Here is a 15,001-nt window from a genome sequence, read left to right on the forward strand (position 1 = left end):
ATGTGCCATGCTCGTGCCGTGACGAGCGAGTCTGCCGGGTCCGCCCGGCCCGGGGCCGGACCCGACGCGCCCGGATCGGCCGGGTTCGTCGCGCGGCAGCGTGCCGAGCGGGACCGGCTGCGGGACCTGGCGGCCACCTCGGCCGTGTTGGAGCGCGCCAAGGGCGCGCTGATGGCACTCACCGGATGCTCCGCCCAAGCCGCCCACGAGGAGCTGCGCGAACGGGCGCGGGCCAATGGCCGCACCCTCATCGACGAGTGCCGGCTGGCGCTCGGAGAGCTGGCCGGCGCGACGCCGCGACGACCGTCCCGCTCCCCCGCCCCGGGCGGCGCCGTCCCCCGCTCCCGCCCCCGCGAACCCATCGGCACCGAGGAGGAGACCACCGCGCTCGGCGTCCTCGGCAAGGCACTCGATCGAGTGGACTCGCCGCAGGCTCTCGCACGGTGCCTGCTGGACCACCTCGGACCCGGCGTCGACGCCGACGCGGTGATGATCTACGCCCGGGTGCCCGTGGGCGGACTGGAGCTGATCGGGCACGCCGGGATGGAAGACACGCTGGCCGAGCAGTGGCGCCGCGTCCCGCCGCTGGCCGGGATCGCCGCGCTGGAGGCGCTGCGCACCCGCGAGCCGTGCTGGCTGGAGGACGCCGGGGAGAACGACCACCGGTATCTGCTCATCGGCGAGCCGCCCGAGCGCTGGCCGTCCCGCGCCTGGCTGCCCGTGGTCTCCGGGGACACCGCCGACATCGCCATCGGGGTGCTGCGAGGCCGCCCGGGGGCTTTCCCGCCGCGTGTCCGGGAGCAGTTGCGGGCCGTCGTCCGGCTCTGCGCCGGCCGGCTGCGGGCCCTCGACGCCCGGCCGGAGCCCGCGACCGACGAGTCCTCCGACGCCGTGCGGAAGCTGTTCGACACACTGCCCGGCGCGGCCGTGGTACTGACCCCGCTGCGCGCGCCCTCCGGCGAGGTGCACGACTACCGCATCGACGCGGCGACCGCGGAGGCGGTCGACGTCGTCGGGCGCAGCGGCCGTGAGCTGGTGGGCCGGCGGCTCCTGGAGTGCTGGCCGCCGGTGGCGGACGAGGCGGTGTGGCAGGGCTGCCTGAACACGCTCGCCACCGGGGAGCCGTACGAGGGGGAGCCGTTCGGGCAGCCGGACCTCGTGGCCGGGGTCGCGGAGCTGTCCACGTACCGGGTCCGGGCGGCCCGCCTGGGCGGCGGACTCGTCGTCAGCTGGGTGCGCCACGACCTCTCGGCCCAGCAGGAGCAGCGTCTGGAGGACGTGCAGCGGCTGGGCAACCTGGGCTGGGCGAACTGGAACCTGGTCACCCATGAGGTGACCTGGTCCGAGCAGGTCTTCACCGTCCTCGGCCTGGACCCGGGGCGCGGCCCGCTCCGGCTGGCCGAACTGCCCGGCCTGGCCGTGCCCGACGACGTGGGGGCCCTGACCCGGGCCCTGGACGGGCTGACGACCGAGGGGCGCCCCGCGGACGCGCCGTTCCGGATCCGGGCGGCGGGCGGGGTGCGGCACCTGCGGATCGTCGCCGAGGCGGTGACGGACCTGCGCGGCACACCGGTCGAGGTGCACGGCTTCCTCCAGGACCTCACCGCGCAGCGGCGGGCGGAGCTGGCGCTGGTGGCCAGCGAGCGCGCGATGCACACCCAGCACGGGGCGCTGCGAGCCGAGCGGGCGCTGGCCGGGCGGTTGCAGCACGCGCTGCTGCCGCTGCCGGAGACGCCGCTGCGGCTGGCCGGGCTGCGGGTCGAAGTCGCCTATCTGCCCGCGCAGTCGGGGGTGCAGGTCGGCGGCGACTGGTTCAGCGCCATCGAACTGCCCGACGGGGCCGCCCTGTTCGTCGTCGGCGATGTCGCGGGCCATGGCGTCGGCGCGGTCGCCACCATGGCCCAGCTGCGCTTCACCGCCAAGGGCATGGTCATCACCGGCTCGTCGCTCACGGGCGCGCTGGGCCGGCTCAACACGCTGCTGCGCCACTCCCGCGACTCGCACGGCACAGCGACCATGGTGCTGGCCCGCTATCAGGCCCGGGGCCGGCGGCTGGAGTGGGCGCAGGCCGGGCATCTGCCGCCGCTCCTGCTGCGCGACGGCGAGGCGCGCTTCCTCGGCCGCCCGCGCGGCATGCTGCTGGGGGTGGCCACCGATCCGGCGTTCCAGGAGGCCGAGTGCCTGCTGCGGCCCGGGGACCGGCTGCTGCTGTACACGGACGGACTCGTGGAGCGCCCCGGGGAGGGGCTCGACCGCGGGCTGGGACGGCTTGCGGAGGCCGCCATGGCCCATCACGGTGACGGATCGGGCTCGTTGGAGCCGTTGCTCGCGGCGATGCTGGCGGGCGAGCGGCGCGACGACGTGTGCGTGCTCGACATCCGCGTTCCCGAGGAGACGTCCGGCGCGGCCTGAACGACCACCCGTGGACAGCGGGCGCCGGACGCGGTGCGGCCGGCGCGGGCGCCGGTCAGCCGCGCTCGCCGACGGGCGCCTCTGTGTCCGCGCTCCCCTGCGCGCGGTGGACCTCGTCCTGGGCCAGCACGGCCAGCAGCGACGCGACGGTCAGCCCGGCCTCGGCCGGGTGACGCAGCACCTTGCCCGGCTCGATGCGATACGTGTTGCCGCGCCCCTCCCGCCGGTGGGAGAGGTAACCGGCCTCCTCCAGATCCGCGATGATCTTCTGCACCGCGCGTTCGGTCAGCCTGCAGTGCGCGGCGATGTCGCGGATGCGGGCGCTGTGATCATCCGCGATGGCGGCCAGCACACGCGCGTGATTGGTAAGAAAAGTCCATCCGGCATGCGGTTCAGGCACTCCACCCATGCGGCCATCATAGGACCGCTGCTTCCCGCATTTCAAAACGCGAAACAGATTTCATGTATCCCTTGACGTATGACGGTTCGGGAGCCCAGCCTGTTGGGCGAGGGCAGGCAGGTATTCGAGGGAGAGTCGGCCATGCCGGAGTCTGAGGACCGTCCGTCCACCGCGGTCGGCAGCCCTGGACTGATGATCGAGACGTACCCGGACGACAGCCGGGTGCTCGTGGCGGTATCCGGCGAACTCGGCCTGGACGTCGACACCGAGCTGCGCGCCGCCCTGCGCGCGGCTCTGGCGGCGGCGGACGAGGCCGTCGAACTGGACATGAGCGGCGTCGCGTTCTGGGACTGTTCCGCCCTGAACGTGCTGCTGGCGCTGCGGGAGCAGGCCTTGGCCGAGGGCAAGGGCGTCGCCGTACGCGCCGCCTCGCCGATAGTGGAGCGGCTGCTCACACTCACCGGCACCCTGCCGCTGTTCTCACCCGACGCCGGGGACGACGGGGACGACGGGGACGGGCGGCGACTGGGCGCGGAGGTCGTTCAGCTGCGCCGGGCCATGCAGACCCGGCCGACGATCGATCTGGCCCGCGGGGTGCTGATGGCGTCGTTCGGGCTGAGCAGGCAGGACGCCTGGGAGGTGCTGGTCGCGGTCTCGCAGCGCACCAACACCAAGCTGCACCGGCTCGCCGACGACCTGGTCGAGTCGGTCCGGGGCGGGCCGCTGTCCGAGCAGGTGCGGCACGAGGTGGCGGCGGCCGTGGCCCGGCTCTCCGCGCCCCGGGGGCGCGAGGCCGACTGAGCCGTCAGGCGGCGGCGAGGAACCGGTGCAGGGAGGCCGTGAGGGCGGCGACGAACGCGTCCCTGCGGTCCTGCGGGAGGGCGTCGAGGGAGAGGTAGGGGTTGAGGTCCTCCAGCTCGACCAGCAGCAGTTGCCCGCCGGGTGCCCGGCAGGCGTCGACCCGCTGGATGCCGTGTCCGACGGTGTTCCAGTCGATGAAACGCCGGGCGAACTCCAGGTCCTGCGGGGTGGGTTCGTACGGCTGGAGGTCCCAGCGCCGGTCGGGGTCCGGGGCGTACAGGGCGTACTGGAAGTCGTGGTCGACGAAGTAGAAGGAGACCTCGTAGGCGAAGTCGACGTACGGCTGGACGAGGACGGTGCCGTCGGCGAGGCCGGGCAGCGCGTCGCCGGACACCACCCGCAGGCCTATCGAGTCGGCGCCGAGCCTGGGCTTGACCACGTAGCGCTCGGCGCGCGGCAGCCGCTCCAGGTCGGCGGCGCGGTCCACGGTCGGGACGACGGGGAAGCCCGCCGCGCTCAGGTCGAGCAGATACTGCTTGCCGGCCATGTCCGCGCGGCCGGTCAGCTGGTTGTAGACCCGCGCCCCGGTGCGCAGCGCGTGCGCGCGGAAGGCGTCGTAGGCTTCCCGGTATCCGAGGACGGGCCCGCTGTTGCGGACCACGACGGCGTCGAAGGCGTCCATCAGCGCGACCGCGTCCCGCGGATGGCAGAGGGCCAGGTCGAACTCCGCGCGCAGCCGTGAGGTCAGCTCGATGTCCTCGTCGCAGTAGCGCCGCCCGCGCGCCGGATAGGCCAGGTCGGTGACATAGAGCAGGCGGGGGCGGGGCATGCGGTCTCCTGAGGCGGGGGCGGGACGGTGGTGCCGGGTGCGGTCAGGGTACGCGGAGGAGCGTGCGAGGTACTGAGTTCCCTCGGAGCACAGCACTGAGTGCCATCCGGCGTGCTACGTTCGCGTGCATGAGCTCCAGCAGTGCGACGTCCGGGCGCGACGAGCGGGCGCGGCCGGCGGGCGCGAAGCCCCCCATGCGGGACGCCCTGGTCGCCGCGGCCTTCAGGCTGTTCCTGGAGCGGGGGTACGAGCAGACCACCGTCGACGACATCGTGGCGCTGGCCGGGGTGGGGCGGCGGTCGTTCTTCCGCTACTTCCCGTCCAAGGAGGACGTGGTCTTCCCCGACCACGAGCGCTGTCTGGCCGACATGACGGCGTTCCTCGCGGCCGGCGAGGGAGACGAGGAGCCGGTGCGCCGGGTCTGCGACGCCGCCCGGCTGGTGCTGGGGATGTACGCCGAGAACCCCGCCTTCTCCGTGCAGCGCTACCGGCTCACCAAGAAGGTGCCCGGACTGCGCGCCTACGAGCTGTCGGTGGTCTGGCGCTACGAGCGCGCCCTCGCCGAGTACCTGCGCGGGCGGTTCGCCGGCCGGCCCGACGGCACGCTGCGCGCCGACGTGATCGCGGCGGCGGTCGTCGCTGCGCACAACAACGCGCTGCGCTCCTGGCTGCGCTCGGACGGGCAGGGCGACGCGGGCACGACCGTGGACCACGCGCTGCGGTATGTGCAGTCGGCCTTCGGCGCCGCGCCCCCGGAGCCCTCCGAGGAGCGCTCCGAGGACGTGGTGGTGGTCGTCTCGCGGCGCGGGGCACCCCTGTGGCGGGTGGTGCAGGAGATCGAGACCACGCTCGGCCGGACCTGAACACAGGCCGAAAATTGGGGGTACGGAGTGCCTTTACTCATGGCACTCAGTGCCATAACCTGTCGGCGTGCACGGTGGCACGACGAGCCGCGCACAGGCGTGCACGGTGAGCCGCGCACGCGGGATTTCCGGCCCAGCGCAGGGAGTTGACCAGCGTGTACCACCACTCAGGAAGCGCCGCTCAGCAGGCAGCCGGCTCCGCGGCGGGCGTCCTCGAACCCCGGATCGACCGCGCGTCGGCCGACGACGAGTCCATCCTCTTCCAGCGCTGCACCTGGTGCGGCACCGCGATGTACCACCGGCTGCTGTGTCCGGTGTGCCAGGGCAGCGACCTGCGCACCGAGCGCAGTGAGGGCATCGGCACGGTCCGGCACTCCACGGTGGTGCACCGCAACACCCCGGCCGCGCGCAATGTGTCGCTGATAGAGATGGCGGAGGGATTCGTGGTCCGGGGCCGGGTCATGGGCCCGCCCATCGGCATCCACAGCGGCGACCGGGTGCGGCTGTCCACCGCCAAGGACCCGGTCCGCGGCGAGCCCGTCTTCCAGCTGGTCGACGAGCCCTACCGCGCCTGGAGCTGACGGGACGTCACCCGGCCTGCCCGCCGGGCGGCTCCAGACGGATGCGGATGCCGACCGTCCCGTCCGTGCCGCGCCGCAGCCGGCTGCCGAGCAGGGTGAGCCGGCCGAGGACGCCGTACTTGCGGGCGATGAGTGCGCGGTAGCGGGCGGTGGTGGCCGCGTCGCAGATCTCCGCGGTGGCCTCGACCGCGTCGCCGGTGCGGTTGCCGCGCACGTCGCAGGGGGCGACCCGGACCCGCGCGTTGTTGCGGATCCGCTTCACCTTCCAGGAGTCGGCGACCGTCCAGGCGCCGAGCGCCCCGTCGTCCTCCACCACCCACACCGGGGTGTCGACGCCGGTGCCGTTCCTGCGGTAGCTGGTGATCAGCAGATACTTGCCCGCACCGAGCCGGGTCGTCGGGGTCGTCTCGTCCATGACGGGAGTCTAGGCACACCCCGCACGGGTTGCTCACCCGTCTCCCCCGCGCGCTCCCCCACCGCGTCTCCCCCGCGCGGCCGCTCACCCCGCCGCCCGCGCCATCCGCCGCACCGCCTCGGTGATCACCTCGGGCGGGGTGGCCAGGTTGAGCCGGGCGTGCCCGGCGCCGCCCGTGCCGAAGGGGAGCCCGGAGTTCAGGGCGACGCGCCCGCGCCGCAGGAAGACGTCCGCCGGGTCGTCGCCGAGGCCGAGGGCGCGGCAGTCGAGCCAGGCCAGGTAGGTGGCGTCGCCCGGGCGGTGGCCGATCGCGGGCAGGTGCTCGGCCAGCAGCCCGGCGAGCAGGCGCCGGTTGTCGTCGAGGCCGGCCAGCAGGGCGTCCAGCCAGGCCGTCCCGTCGCGCAGCGCGGCCGTGTGGGCGACGACGCCGACGTGACTGGCTCCGTGACCGACCTCCTCCGGCAGCCGGGCCAGGTCGGCGGCCGCGCCGGGCCCCGCGACGGCGAGGGCGGCCTTGAGGCCGGCGAGGTTCCAGGCCTTGGACGCGGACATCAGCGACAGGCCGCGCTCGGCGCCCGGCACACTCAGGTACGGCACGAAGGCGGTGCCGCCGAGGACCAGCGGCGCGTGGATCTCGTCGGCGACGACCCGTACCCCGTACCGCTCGGCGAGGGCGGCGACGGCGGACAGCTCCTCGGCGGTGTGCACGGTGCCGGTGGGGTTGTGGGGGCTGCACAGCAGGCAGGCGGCCCGGCGGCCGCCCGCGGCCGCTTCCCGGAAGGCGTCCTCCAGCCCGTCGAGGTCGATCCGCAGGTCGGCGCCGAGCGGCGACTCGGCCACCTTCCGGTCCATGTGGGTGAGGAACTGGAAGAACGGCGGATACACCGGCGGGTTGACCACCACCGTGTCGCCGGGCCCGGTCACCAGTTTCAGCATCTCGACGACGCCCAGCATCACATCGGGCACGATCGCGGTCCGCTCCACGGCGAGCCCGTCCCAGCCCCACCGCTCGGCCGCGAACCCGGCCAGCGCCTCGGCGTAGTCGGTGCCCGCCGCGTAGCCGGTGTCGCCGAGCGCGAGGGCGTCGGTGACCGCCCGGACCACCGGCTCGGCCAGCGGGACGTCCATCTCGGCCACCCACACCGGCAGCACGTCCTCGGGATAGGTGCGCCATTTCATGCTGGTACGGCGGCGCAGCCGGTCCAGGCCGAGTGCGCGCAGCGGATTCGGTTCGCCGGTCGTCTCGTGCGGGATGCTGGTCATGGGGCACAAGATAGGCGGCTGTGCGGTGAGCGGGAATCATGCGGACGGGGCGACGCGGGCGGGCCCGGTGATCGAGGTGGGCTGCGACGAGTCGGGCTCGGACGGGGAGAACCTGACCGGCGGCAACACCGATGTCTTCGCGCACGCCGGTGTGCGGCTGCCGAGGGAGTCGGCAGCCGCGTACGTGCGGGAGATACGGGACCGCGTCGGCTCGCCCGCCGAGGAGTACAAGGCGAACCATCTGCTGCGGGAGAAGCACCGCGCGGTGCTGGAGTGGCTGCTGGCGCCCTCCGGGCCGCTGCTCGGGCACGCGCACGTGCATCTCACGCAGAAGGCGTTCTTCGTCGTCGACCGGGCCGTGGATCTGCTGCTCGACGATCCCGCGGCGGCCGTGACGCTGTTCCGCGACGGCCGGTCCGTCTTCGGAGAGGAGCGGTGGCGGGAGTTCCTGGCGGCGGCCAACCGGCTGCTGCGGGTCCGCAACGACGGCGAGCCGGGCGCGCCCGTGGAGGCCTTCTTCCGCGCGGTCGCGGCCCTGCGCACCGCGGACGCCGGGCGCTCGGACGCGGTGGCGATCGTGGGGCGGCTCGCGGCGGCCCGGCCCCGGGCCGAGGCGTACCGGGCGCGCTGTCTGGACAGCCGGGCGCCGATCCCGGTGCTCAACCCGCTGCTGCCGGCCATCGTCGGGACGGCCGCGCACTGGAGCGCGGGCGGACGGGCGGTGCGGCTGGTCCACGACGAGCAGAACACTCTGACGCCGGACCGCCTCGCCTGGATCGAGGCGGCCGCCCGGCGCGCCGGCGTCGGGCTGGCCGGGGTACGACTGGTCGACTCGCGGCTGGACGCGCGCGTGCAACTCGCCGACTTCCTCGCCGGCATCGCCCGCAGGATCGCCTCCGACGAGCTGGAGGAGCGGGCCGACCCGGCGCTGACGACGCTGCTCAGGCCGTACGTCGACCCGCGTTCGGTGTGGGGTGACGCGCGCAGCTGGGCGCGGCTCGCTCCGGTGGGCGCGGCGGGGACGGACGGCGAAGGGGCCGAAATCGCCGGAGGGTCGGCAAAGATCAACTCATCGGTCTAGATTGCTCCTTGACACCCCACCGCATTCCGGCATCCCAGGAGCTGACCCCGTGACCGAGAACCCGACCGCCACGGACGGCGTGGCCGATTCCCTGCGCGAGCGCATCAACACCTCCCAGCCGCACACGGCCCGGATCTGGAACTACTGGCTGGGCGGCAAGGACAACTACGAGGTCGACCGGGCGGCCGGTGACCAGATCCGCCAACTGCACCCGGGCATCGGCGAGTACGCGCGGGCGGACCGGCTGTTCCTGGGGCGTGCCGTGCGGCATCTCGTCGAGGAGGTGGGCATCCGCCAGTTCCTGGACATCGGCACCGGCCTGCCGACCGCCGACAACACCCACGAGGTCGCCCAGCGCCTCGCCCCGGACGCGCGGATCGTCTACGTCGACAACGACCCGCTGGTCCTCGCCCACGCCCGCGCGCTGCTCACCAGCACGCCGGAGGGCCGTACCGACTACCTGGACGAGGATCTGCGCAACGTGGACGCGATCCTCGAACACGCCGCGAAGACCCTGGACTTCAGCGAGCCGGTGGCGCTGATACTGCTGGGCGTGGTCATCTTCATCGGCGACGACGAGGACCCGTACGGCCTGGTGCGGCGGCTGGTCGACCGGCTGCCGTCGGGCAGTCACCTGGTGCTGTCGCACACCATCACCTCGCCGTCGATGCCGGACGTGGACGAGGCCGTGAAGTTCTGGAACGAGCACGGCACCCCGAAGCTGACCCAGCGCACGCCCGAGGCCGTGACCCGCTTCTTCGACGGTCTGGAGCTGCTGGAGCCCGGCGTCGTGTCCTGCTCGCGCTGGCGCCCGCAGGACGCGGACGGGACCGAGCCGGAAGAGGTCGCGATGTTCGGCGGGGTGGCCCGCAAGAAGTGACGCCGGGCCCCGCCCGGGGGTGAACGCGTCCGGCTCCCGGCACGTATGCGAAGGAGGGCACTCGACTGCCGGAGGCCCCCGCGGTGTCGCCACCGCGCATTCGGGGTTCGGGAGCCATGCATGAGGCACGTACGACGACGGATCGTCCGGCGCGTCACCCGGCTGGCGGCCGTCGGCGGCCTGCTGCTCGGGGCGACGATGGTCACCCAGGCCGTGGCGAGCCCGCCGCCGAAGGACGCCGCGCCGGTCACCGGCGCGGACCTCGTGACCCGGCTCGGGGCGGAGCGTACGGCGGGCAGCTGGATCGGTGCCGACGGGCGTCCGGTGGTCGCGGTCACCGACCGGGACACGGCTGCCGAGGTGCGCCGGGCGGGCGCCGCGGCGAAGGTGGTGCCGCACAGTCTGAGCGAGCTGAAGTCGGCCACCGCGGCGCTGCGTTCGGCGCCGCGGGTGGCCGGCACGGCCTGGACGGTGGACTACCGGAAGAACGAGGTGGTGGTACGGGCCGACCGCACCGTCTCAGCCGCCGACTGGGCCCGTCTCACCGAGCTCGCGGAGGACATCGGCGGCTTCGTCCGCATGGAACGCACCACGGGCACGTTCACCACCAGGCTGAACGGGGCCCAGCCCATCCTGTCGACCGGCGGGCGCTGCTCGGCGGGCTTCAACGTGACCGACGGCCGGCGTGACTTCATCCTCACCGCCGGGCACTGCGGGCCCACCGGGTCCGTCTGGTTCGCCGACGGCGAGGGGACCCGGGAGGTGGGGCGGACGGTCGCCCGGAGCTTCCCGGGCGCCGACTACTCGCTGGTGCGGTACGCGGGCGGCCGGGCGGGCGAGGGTGCCGACGTCGTCGCGGTCGGCGGCGGGCGGGGTGTGCGGATCACCGGGGTGGCCGATCCGGCCGTCGGGCAGGGGGTGTTCCGCAGCGGCGCCACCACCGGGCTGCGCGACGGGCGGGTCATCGCGCTGGACGCGACGGTGAACTATCCCGAGGGCACGGTCACCGGCCTGATCGAGACGGATGTGTGCGCCGAGCCCGGGGACAGCGGGGGACCGCTGTTCGCCGAGGGGGTCGCGTTCGGGGTCACCTCGGGGGGCAGCGGGGACTGCCGCACCGGGGGTACGACGTTCTTCCAGCCGCTGACCAAGGCGCTGACCGCGCTCGATGTGCGGCTGATCACCTCCGAGGGGGCGGTCGGCGGGGAGCCGGCGGGGTCGTCGGGCTCCGCGGCGCAGAACGCGATCGATCCCGGCGCTCCGGCTCCGGCGGCGGGCGGCGCGGAGGACCCGTCCCTGTACGCGCGGCTTGCGGACCCGCAGAACGTCGGTCCCGGGCTGCTGATCGTCGCGGGGAGCCTGGTCGCGCTGGTGGCCACGCGGTGGATCCGCACGGAGCAGGACCGCAGGGCCTACCAGCGCCAGTACTCGGCGACCTGGGGATGATCCGAGGAGGGGGGTGGGTCAGGCCGAGGCGCGGTCGGCCCACTCCATCACGAGCCGCTGGTATTCCTCGCGCTGCTCGGTGTTCAGTGTCCCGCCCGCCCGGCGCCACAGGGCCCGGATCTCCTCGTTGATCTCCGCGGCCGATCGCTCGGAGGCGGTTTCAACAGTGGTGGACATGCTGTGAAGCATACGGTGCCTGACGTGAAGACCCTGTGAGTGAACAGGAACAAGCCTGGCATTCCGGACCGTGTTGCTGATCACTCCCCTCCTCGCGAACCCGTGCGGAAGTCCACGCGTCCGCCACGACGGCCGAAGGCCGGTCAGGTGCCCGGCTTGCGGCCGTACACGTAGACGTCGTCGCCGTTCTTCAGCAGTGACCAGTACTTCTTCGCGTCGGTCTTGGTCATGTTGACGCAGCCGTGCGAACCCGGCGGGTTCCACATGCTGACGCCGACCGAGTGGAAGGCCTGGCCGCCGTCGAAGAACTGGGCGTAGGGCATCGGCACGTCGTAGATGGTCGAGACGTGGTCGATGTTGCGCCAGTAGATCTTCTTCAGGCCGGTGCGCGTCTCGTAGCCGTCACGGCCGGTGCGGACGGGCACGGGGCCGTAGACGAGTTTGCTGCCGTCCTGGATCCAGCTCAGCTGGAGGGTGAGGTTCACACAGGCGATGCGGCCCTTGTTCACCGGGCACTTGCCGTCCTTGTTGGGTTTGTTCCCGACGGCCTTCTGCTTGGTCATGAGGTCCATGACGCCCCAGGTGACCGGGCCCGCGTAGCCGGCGTTCGGCTGGATGCCGTGCTTGGTCTGGAAGGCCTGGATCGCCTTGCAGTCGGCGGCGGACTGCCGCCCGTCGACCGGCCGGCCGAGGAACTTCTCCACCTGCTTCTGGTACGGCCCGGTCTGTGTCGTGCAGGTCGCGGCCTGCGCCGGAGCGGCGCCGAGCGCGAGTGTGAGCGGTGCCACCAGCGCGGTGGCGCCCAGGACGGCGGCGGCTCGTCTGCGTGTGTCCCCCATGGTCGGCCTGCCCTTCGACAGAGATGGATTCCGACCACGTAGACAGCCGCCGCGCCCGGATGGTTGCACGAGCTTGTGGAGAGACCGGGTGAGGAACGCCTCAGCGGTAGCCGGTGGTGTCCGCCGGCTTGCCCGGGTCCTGGACCTCGACGAGGTAGCGCCAGGCGTCGGGGCGGCTGCCGTCGAGGTCGGTGAAGCCGTACTCCCGTGCCAGGCCGCCGCTCGACAGGGAGGCCCCGTTGTGGCGGGACACGCCGGGGTCGGCGGCGAGGGCGGCGACGGCGCGGCCGACGTAGCGCGGGGTCTCGGAGATCGCGAAGTGCGGGACCTCGCCGAGGGCGTCGCGCCAGTTGTCCTCACGCACCCCGAAGTGCTCCAGCATGAGCTCCGAGCGGAGCCAGCCCGGGGTGAGGGCGAGGGCGGTGGCGCCGCGCGGGCCGAGTTCGTGGGCGAGGGAGAAGGCCATGCGCAGCACGGACGCCTTGGCGAGGTCGTAGAAGAAGTTCACCCGGTAGTTGTCGCGGTTGTACTCGGCGGTGCCGTCGGTCACCTCGACGACCAGGCCGCCGGGCCGCCTCAGCAGGAGCGGCAGGGCGTGATGGCTGGTGACGACGTGCGTCTCGATCGCCAGGCGGAGCAGCCGAAGCCCGTTGTCGAGGTCGTGCTCCCAGAGCGGTGTCGCCCACTCGAAGAGGGTCTCGCCGCCCCAGATGTCGTTGACGAGGACGTCGAGACGGCCCTGTTCGCCGGCGATGCGGTCCACGAGCGACCGCACCTGCGCCGGGTCCAGGTGGTCGGTGGGGACGGCGATGCCCCGGCCGCCGGCCTCGGTGACGAGGTCGGCGGTGTCCTCGACGGTCTCGGGGCGGTCGTACTCCGAGCGCTGCGCGCGGGTGCTGCGCCCGGTGACGTACACCGTGGCGCCGGCCGCCCCGAGCTCCACGGCGATTCCCCGCCCGGCTCCCCGGGTCGCCCCGGCGACCAGGGCGACCTTGTCCTTCAGTGGCTGTTCCGGCATGTCGGGCCTTCCGTCGTCCTCGTGGTCGCTTCGAGGGTGCCGGGTAAGCCGGACGTCTTCTGTCGTCTTTTCCGTCGCCTTCGCGCGGGATCATCCGGTCGCGGGCCCGTTCAGTGGCCGCGCGCGATCCACTCCTCCAGGTGCGGGGCCTCCGCGCCGATGGTCGTGGCGTCGCCGTGGCCGGTGAGGACCTTCGTCTCGGGCGGGAGACCGAGCAGCTTGTCGCGGATGGAGTCGATGATGGTCGGGAAGTGCGAGTACGAGCGGCCGGTGGCGCCGGGGCCGCCCTGGAAGAGGGTGTCGCCGGTGAAGACGGCGCCGAGTCCGGGGTCGTACAGGCAGATCGCGCCGGGGGCGTGCCCCGGGGTGTGCAGGACGGTCAGGTCGGCGCCGGCGGCCTCGATCACCAGGCCGTCGCGCAGCCAGGCGTCGGGTTCGCGCTCCGGGTGGGTCTGCTTCCAGAGCGGCAGGTCGTCGCGGTGCAGCCAGATGAGCGCGCCGGTGCGGTCGGCGAGGGCGGGGGCCGCGCCGATGTGGTCGTTGTGGGCGTGGGTGCACACGATGGCGGTCAGCCGGCGGTCGCCGACGGCCTCGGCGATGGCGTCGGCGTCGTGGGCGGCGTCGATGACGACGACCTCGTGGTCGTCGCCGACGAGCCACACGTTGTTCTCGACGTCCCAGGTGCCGCCGTCGAGGCTGAACTGGCCGCTGGTGACGAGGCGTTCGATGCGGGCGGGGGCGGTCATCACAGCATCACCACCGAGCGCAGGACGTCGCCCTGGTGCATCCGCTCGAAGGCCTTCTCGATCTCGTCGAGCGCGATGGTCTCCGTCACGAACGCCCCGAGGTCCAGGCGTCCCTGCAGGTGCAGGTCGATGAGCATGGGGAAGTCCCGGGAGGGCAGACAGTCGCCGTACCAGGAGGACTTCAGCGCGCCGCCGCGGCCGAAGACGTCCAGCAGCGGCAGTTCGAGCTTCATCTCCGGGGTGGGGACGCCGACGAGGACGACCGTGCCGGCGAGGTCGCGGGCGTAGAAGGCCTGGGTGTAGGTCTCCGGGCGGCCGACCGCCTCGATGACGACGTCGGCGCCGAAGCCGCCGGTGAGTTCGCGGATCGCCTCGACCGGGTCGGTCTCCCGGGAGTTGACGGTGTGGGTGGCGCCCATGGTGCGGGCGGTGGCGAGCTTGCGGTCGTCGATGTCGACGGCGACGATCCGCGCCGCGCCGGCCAGCCGCGACCCGGCGATCGCCGCGTCGCCGACTCCGCCGCAGCCGATCACGGCGACCGTGTCGCCCCGGCCGACGTTGCCGGTGTTGATCGCGGCGCCGATGCCGGCCATCACGCCGCAGCCCAGCAGTCCGGCCACCTGCGGGGCGACCGCCGGGTCGACCTTGGTGCACTGTCCGGCCGCGACCAGCGTCTTCTCGGCGAAGGCGCCGATGCCGAGGGCCGGGGACAGCTCCTGCCCGGTGGCGGCGAGGGTCATCTTCTGGCCGGCGTTGTGGGTGTCGAAGCAGTACCAGGGGCGTCCGCGCAGACAGGCCCGGCACCGTCCGCATACGGCCCGCCAGTTGAGGACGACGAAGTCGCCGGGCGCCACCTCGGTGACCCCGTCGCCGACCGCCTCCACCACGCCGGCGGCCTCGTGGCCGAGCAGGAAGGGGAACTCGTCGGTGATGCCGCCCTGCTTGTAGTGCAGATCGGTGTGGCAGACCCCGCAGGCCTGCACGCGCACCACGGCCTCGCCCGGCCCGGGGTCGGGTACGACGATCGTCTCCACCCGCACCGGCTCGTCCTTGCCCGGTGCGATCACGCCGCGCACTTCCTGCGCCATGGTGACTGGTCCCTTCCGTCGGCGGGTGTCCGTACCTGTGACGACCCTACGGCCGACTGATCGGTAAGGGCGCGTCCGGCGAGCGTGCGGAGCGGTTTCCGGCCACGGCGGGACGGCCGCCGGGACGTCACGGGGACGCCGTCCAGGCGCCTGCGCCCGCGT

Annotated in this window: 16 protein-coding genes; 7 read left to right on the forward strand and 9 right to left on the reverse strand. The window is 73.3% G+C overall.

What is annotated here, in order from left to right; translation table 11 throughout:
- Window positions 1-2,412: a SpoIIE family protein phosphatase gene (locus tag ACSU6L_RS01615; protein WP_437052760.1), complete on the forward strand. Its 2,412-nt coding sequence runs from the start codon at window positions 1-3 to the stop codon at window positions 2,410-2,412.
- Between the two features lie 55 nt (window positions 2,413-2,467).
- Here ACSU6L_RS01615 and ACSU6L_RS01620 read toward each other — a convergent pair whose 3' ends face one another.
- Entirely contained in the window at window positions 2,468-2,821 is a 354-nt protein-coding gene (locus ACSU6L_RS01620; protein ID WP_437052762.1) for a helix-turn-helix transcriptional regulator, read from the reverse strand.
- 132 nt (window positions 2,822-2,953) lie between these two features.
- Between ACSU6L_RS01620 and ACSU6L_RS01625 the strand changes: the two genes are divergently transcribed.
- Window positions 2,954-3,613: an STAS domain-containing protein gene (locus ACSU6L_RS01625; RefSeq protein WP_437052763.1), complete on the forward strand. Its 660-nt coding sequence runs from the start codon at window positions 2,954-2,956 to the stop codon at window positions 3,611-3,613.
- A 4-nt stretch (window positions 3,614-3,617) separates the two neighbouring features.
- Here ACSU6L_RS01625 and ACSU6L_RS01630 read toward each other — a convergent pair whose 3' ends face one another.
- The gene (locus ACSU6L_RS01630) at window positions 3,618-4,442 is read right to left on the reverse strand and encodes a hypothetical protein (RefSeq protein WP_437052765.1); all 825 of its coding nucleotides are present in this window, start codon (window positions 4,440-4,442) and stop codon (window positions 3,618-3,620) included.
- A 128-nt stretch (window positions 4,443-4,570) separates the two neighbouring features.
- Here ACSU6L_RS01630 and ACSU6L_RS01635 point away from each other — a divergent pair, with 128 nt between their 5' ends.
- Both ACSU6L_RS01635 and ACSU6L_RS01640 read left to right on the forward strand, forming a co-directional pair.
- Window positions 4,571-5,305, forward strand: a complete 735-nt coding sequence (locus ACSU6L_RS01635; RefSeq protein WP_437052767.1) for a TetR family transcriptional regulator — start codon at window positions 4,571-4,573, stop codon at window positions 5,303-5,305.
- A 155-nt stretch (window positions 5,306-5,460) separates the two neighbouring features.
- On the forward strand, window positions 5,461-5,886 hold the full coding sequence (locus tag ACSU6L_RS01640; RefSeq protein WP_073939834.1) for a Zn-ribbon domain-containing OB-fold protein: 426 nt from the start codon (window positions 5,461-5,463) through the stop codon (window positions 5,884-5,886).
- A 7-nt stretch (window positions 5,887-5,893) separates the two neighbouring features.
- On the opposite strand, the gene ACSU6L_RS01645 is transcribed toward ACSU6L_RS01640, so the two are convergent.
- Window positions 5,894-6,301: a PPOX class F420-dependent oxidoreductase gene (locus ACSU6L_RS01645; RefSeq protein WP_437052769.1), complete on the reverse strand. Its 408-nt coding sequence runs from the start codon at window positions 6,299-6,301 to the stop codon at window positions 5,894-5,896.
- An 84-nt stretch (window positions 6,302-6,385) separates the two neighbouring features.
- Entirely contained in the window at window positions 6,386-7,564 is a 1,179-nt protein-coding gene (locus tag ACSU6L_RS01650) for a MalY/PatB family protein (RefSeq protein ID WP_437052771.1), read from the reverse strand.
- Between the two features lie 25 nt (window positions 7,565-7,589).
- Here ACSU6L_RS01650 and ACSU6L_RS01655 point away from each other — a divergent pair, with 25 nt between their 5' ends.
- The 3 genes from ACSU6L_RS01655 to ACSU6L_RS01665 all read left to right on the forward strand — a co-directional run bounded on the left by ACSU6L_RS01655 (window position 7,590) and on the right by ACSU6L_RS01665 (window position 10,971).
- Window positions 7,590-8,645: a DUF3800 domain-containing protein gene (locus ACSU6L_RS01655; protein WP_437064720.1), complete on the forward strand. Its 1,056-nt coding sequence runs from the start codon at window positions 7,590-7,592 to the stop codon at window positions 8,643-8,645.
- A 49-nt stretch (window positions 8,646-8,694) separates the two neighbouring features.
- On the forward strand, window positions 8,695-9,525 hold the full coding sequence (locus ACSU6L_RS01660; protein WP_437052773.1) for an SAM-dependent methyltransferase: 831 nt from the start codon (window positions 8,695-8,697) through the stop codon (window positions 9,523-9,525).
- Between the two features lie 120 nt (window positions 9,526-9,645).
- Window positions 9,646-10,971, forward strand: a complete 1,326-nt coding sequence (locus ACSU6L_RS01665) for a S1 family peptidase (protein WP_437052775.1) — start codon at window positions 9,646-9,648, stop codon at window positions 10,969-10,971.
- Window positions 10,972-10,989: 18 nt separating this feature from the next.
- On the opposite strand, the gene ACSU6L_RS01670 is transcribed toward ACSU6L_RS01665, so the two are convergent.
- From ACSU6L_RS01670 to ACSU6L_RS01690, 5 genes are all read right to left on the reverse strand, one after another.
- The gene (locus ACSU6L_RS01670) at window positions 10,990-11,148 is read right to left on the reverse strand and encodes a hypothetical protein (protein ID WP_198948462.1); all 159 of its coding nucleotides are present in this window, start codon (window positions 11,146-11,148) and stop codon (window positions 10,990-10,992) included.
- A 143-nt stretch (window positions 11,149-11,291) separates the two neighbouring features.
- Window positions 11,292-11,987, reverse strand: coding sequence for a L,D-transpeptidase family protein (locus tag ACSU6L_RS01675; protein WP_437052777.1), 696 nt, complete (start codon window positions 11,985-11,987; stop codon window positions 11,292-11,294).
- Window positions 11,988-12,087: 100 nt separating this feature from the next.
- A complete protein-coding gene (locus ACSU6L_RS01680; RefSeq protein ID WP_437052779.1) occupies window positions 12,088-13,005 on the reverse strand; it encodes an SDR family oxidoreductase in 918 nt (305 codons plus the stop codon).
- A 110-nt stretch (window positions 13,006-13,115) separates the two neighbouring features.
- Window positions 13,116-13,751, reverse strand: coding sequence for an MBL fold metallo-hydrolase (locus tag ACSU6L_RS01685; protein WP_437052781.1), 636 nt, complete (start codon window positions 13,749-13,751; stop codon window positions 13,116-13,118).
- On the reverse strand, window positions 13,751-14,839 hold the full coding sequence (locus tag ACSU6L_RS01690) for an S-(hydroxymethyl)mycothiol dehydrogenase (RefSeq protein WP_437052783.1): 1,089 nt from the start codon (window positions 14,837-14,839) through the stop codon (window positions 13,751-13,753). Before ACSU6L_RS01690 ends, ACSU6L_RS01685 begins: the two co-directional genes overlap by 1 nt.
- Between the last annotated feature and the right edge of the window lie 162 nt (window positions 14,840-15,001).

This window comes from Streptomyces sp. enrichment culture (assembly GCF_964272855.1).
Taxonomy (GTDB): Bacteria; Actinomycetota; Actinomycetes; order Streptomycetales; family Streptomycetaceae; genus Streptomyces.

Bases quoted from the DNA above. Each gene is read 5' to 3' on its own strand.
- ACSU6L_RS01615 (WP_437052760.1), top strand. From the start codon at position 1: ATGTGCCATGCTCGTGCCGTGACGAGCGAGTCTGCCGGGTCCGCCCGG.
- ACSU6L_RS01620 (WP_437052762.1), bottom strand. From the start codon at position 2,821: ATGGGTGGAGTGCCTGAACCGCATGCCGGATGGACTTTTCTTACCAAT.
- ACSU6L_RS01625 (WP_437052763.1), top strand. From the start codon at position 2,954: ATGCCGGAGTCTGAGGACCGTCCGTCCACCGCGGTCGGCAGCCCTGGA.
- ACSU6L_RS01630 (WP_437052765.1), bottom strand. From the start codon at position 4,442: ATGCCCCGCCCCCGCCTGCTCTATGTCACCGACCTGGCCTATCCGGCG.
- ACSU6L_RS01635 (WP_437052767.1), top strand. From the start codon at position 4,571: ATGAGCTCCAGCAGTGCGACGTCCGGGCGCGACGAGCGGGCGCGGCCG.
- ACSU6L_RS01645 (WP_437052769.1), bottom strand. From the start codon at position 6,301: ATGGACGAGACGACCCCGACGACCCGGCTCGGTGCGGGCAAGTATCTG.
- ACSU6L_RS01650 (WP_437052771.1), bottom strand. From the start codon at position 7,564: ATGACCAGCATCCCGCACGAGACGACCGGCGAACCGAATCCGCTGCGC.
- ACSU6L_RS01665 (WP_437052775.1), top strand. From the start codon at position 9,646: ATGAGGCACGTACGACGACGGATCGTCCGGCGCGTCACCCGGCTGGCG.
- ACSU6L_RS01670 (WP_198948462.1), bottom strand. From the start codon at position 11,148: ATGTCCACCACTGTTGAAACCGCCTCCGAGCGATCGGCCGCGGAGATC.
- ACSU6L_RS01675 (WP_437052777.1), bottom strand. From the start codon at position 11,987: ATGGGGGACACACGCAGACGAGCCGCCGCCGTCCTGGGCGCCACCGCG.
- ACSU6L_RS01680 (WP_437052779.1), bottom strand. From the start codon at position 13,005: ATGCCGGAACAGCCACTGAAGGACAAGGTCGCCCTGGTCGCCGGGGCG.
- ACSU6L_RS01685 (WP_437052781.1), bottom strand. From the start codon at position 13,751: ATGACCGCCCCCGCCCGCATCGAACGCCTCGTCACCAGCGGCCAGTTC.
- ACSU6L_RS01690 (WP_437052783.1), bottom strand. From the start codon at position 14,839: ATGGCGCAGGAAGTGCGCGGCGTGATCGCACCGGGCAAGGACGAGCCG.